At 52.9% G+C, this 3,226-nt stretch carries 2 rRNA genes; both read left to right on the plus strand.

The window, feature by feature from the left end:
- Positions 1–21 precede the first annotated feature (21 nt).
- Positions 22–2,904 (plus strand): 23S ribosomal RNA (locus ASE04_RS02270).
- 115 nt (positions 2,905–3,019) lie between these two features.
- Positions 3,020–3,134 (plus strand): 5S ribosomal RNA (rrf, locus tag ASE04_RS02275).
- Positions 3,135–3,226: the final 92 nt, after the last annotated feature.

A 3,226-nucleotide genomic window follows, 5' to 3' on the forward strand; every position in this document is an offset into this window, starting at 1 on the left:
ATGAGCATTGGCAATGAGAACGATTAAGTGTCGTAAGGGCATTTGGTGGATGCCTTGGCATGCACAGGCGATGAAGGACGTGATACGCTGCGAAAAGCCGTGGGGAGCTGCGAATAAGCTTTGATCCATGGATATCCGAATGGGGAAACCCACCTTAAATACCTAGAAAATCTGTTTTGTAGGCTTTGATCTTTCGAGGGACTTCCTTCGTAGGGCAAGGCCCGTCGGCCCTTTTGGGCCGCGCCGTCCGCAGGCCTTTGGGCCGTGAGGACAAAACAGGTTTCTAGGTATTGTGATAAGGTATCTACACCTGAATAAAATAGGGTGTAAGAAGCGAACTCGGGGAACTGAAACATCTAAGTACCCGAAGGAAAGGACATCAACCGAGACTCCGCAAGTAGTGGCGAGCGAACGCGGACCAGGCCAGTGGCAATAGTGATTAAAGTGGAACAAGCTGGAAAGCTTGGCCGTAGTGGGTGACAGCCCCGTACGCGTAGATATCATTATTGTCCTAGAGTAGGGCGGGGCACGTGAAACCCTGTCTGAACATGGGTAGACCACTATCCAAGCCTAAGTACTCGTGCATGACCGATAGCGAACAAGTACCGTGAGGGAAAGGTGAAAAGCACCCCGACAAGGGGAGTGAAATAGAACCTGAAACCGGATGCCTACAAACAGTCGGAGCCCGCAAGGGTGACGGCGTACCTTTTGTATAATGGGTCAACGACTTAGTGTAACAAGCAAGCTTAAGCCGGTAGGTGTAGGCGAAGCGAAAGCGAGTCTGAATAGGGCGATTTAGTTTGTTGCATTAGACCCGAAACCGAGTGATCTAGCCATGAGCAGGTTGAAGGTTGGGTAACACCAACTGGAGGACCGAACCCGCATCTGTTGCAATAGATTGGGATGACTTGTGGCTAGGGGTGAAAGGCCAATCAAACTCGGAAATAGCTGGTTCTCCGCGAAATCTATTTAGGTAGAGCGTCGACCGAATACCCCGGGGGGTAGAGCACTGGATGGGCTATGGGGACTCACCGTCTTACTGATCCTAACCAAACTCCGAATACCCGGGAGTACTAGTCGGCAGACACACGGCGGGTGCTAACGTCCGTCGTGAAAAGGGCAACAACCCTAACCTCCAGCTAAGGTCCCCAAGTCATGGCTAAGTGGGAAAGGATGTGAGGATCCCAAAACAACCAGGATGTTGGCTTAGAAGCAGCCATCATTTAAAGAAAGCGTAACAGCTCACTGGTCTAAATAAGGGTCTTTGCGCCGAAAATGTAACGGGGCTGAAGCCATGCACCGAAGCTGAGGATGTGCAGCAATGCACGTGGTAGCGGAGCGTTCCGTAAGCCTGTGAAGGGACAGTCGTGAGACATCCTGGAGGTATCGGAAGTGCGAATGTTGACATGAGTAACGATAAAGAGGGTGAGAGACCCTCTCGCCGAAAGACCAAGGGTTCCTGCTTAAAGTTAATCTGAGCAGGGTTAGCCGGCCCCTAAGGCGAGGCAGAAATGCGTAGTCGATGGGAACCACGTTAATATTCGTGGGCCTGGTGGTAGTGACGGATTGCGTAACTTGTACGGTCTTATTGGATTGATCGTGCAGGGAAGCGGTTCCAGGAAATAGCTCCACCGTATAGACCGTACCCGAAACCGACACAGGTGGTCAGGTAGAGTATACCAAGGCGCTTGAGAGAACTATGTTGAAGGAACTCGGCAAATTGCACGCGTAACTTCGGAAGAAGCGTGACCCCATTATACGCAAGTATGGTGGGGTGGCACAGACCAGGGGGTAGCGACTGTTTATCAAAAACACAGGGCTCTGCGAAGTCGCAAGACGACGTATAGGGTCTGACGCCTGCCCGGTGCTGGAAGGTTAAAGGGAGAGGTGCAAGCTTTGAACTGAAGCCCCAGTAAACGGCGGCCGTAACTATAACGGTCCTAAGGTAGCGAAATTCCTTGTCGGGTAAGTTCCGACCTGCACGAATGGCGTAACGACTTCCCCGCTGTCTCCAACATAGACTCAGTGAAATTGAATTCCCCGTGAAGATGCGGGGTTCCTGCGGTCAGACGGAAAGACCCCGTGCACCTTTACTATAGCTTTACACTGGCATTCGTGTCGGCATGTGTAGGATAGGTGGTAGGCTTTGAAGCAGGGACGCCAGTTTCTGTGGAGCCATCCTTGAAATACCACCCTTATCGTCATGGATGTCTAACCGCGGTCCGTTATCCGGATCCGGGACAGTGTATGGTGGGTAGTTTGACTGGGGCGGTCGCCTCCGAAAGAGTAACGGAGGCGCGCGATGGTGGGCTCAGACCGGTCGGAAATCGGTCGTCGAGTGCAATGGCATAAGCCCGCCTGACTGCGAGACTGACAAGTCGAGCAGAGACGAAAGTCGGTCATAGTGATCCGGTGGTCCCGCGTGGAAGGGCCATCGCTCAACGGATAAAAGGTACGCCGGGGATAACAGGCTGATGACCCCCAAGAGTCCATATCGACGGGGTTGTTTGGCACCTCGATGTCGGCTCATCGCATCCTGGGGCTGGAGCAGGTCCCAAGGGTTTGGCTGTTCGCCAATTAAAGCGGTACGTGAGCTGGGTTCAGAACGTCGTGAGACAGTTCGGTCCCTATCTGCCGTGGGTGTAGGAATATTGACAGGATCTGTCCCTAGTACGAGAGGACCGGGATGGACATATCTCTGGTGGACCTGTTGTCGTGCCAACGGCATAGCAGGGTAGCTACATATGGAATGGATAACCGCTGAAGGCATCTAAGCGGGAAACCAACCTGAAAACGAGTATTCCCTATCAGAGCCGTGGAAGACGACCACGTTGATAGGCCGGGTGTGGAAGCGCAGCAATGTGTGAAGCTTACCGGTACTAATAGCTCGATTGGCTTGATCGTTCTCATTGATCAATGCTCATCAAAGTCGAAAGACTGAAAATGACGCCTGGACGTGTTCAAGACTAAGAAGAGGGCTCTGCCCTCACCAGCTTCTCAATTTGTTGCGCTTCGCTGACCTGGTGGTTATGGCGGGGCGGCTGCACCCGTTCCCATTCCGAACACGGCCGTGAAACGCCCCAGCGCCTATGGTACTTCGTCTTAAGACGCGGGAGAGTCGGTCGCTGCCAGGTCTGCCAAGCGCAACAACAAATCTTCTCATCACAATCTCGGCCCAAGCCGACAAACATCGGGCCGCGTAAGCGGCCTTTTGTGTTATAAAGGG

It is taken from the genome of Rhizobium sp. Root708 (genome assembly GCF_001429725.1).
In the GTDB taxonomy this organism is placed as follows: Bacteria; Pseudomonadota; Alphaproteobacteria; order Rhizobiales; family Rhizobiaceae; genus Rhizobium.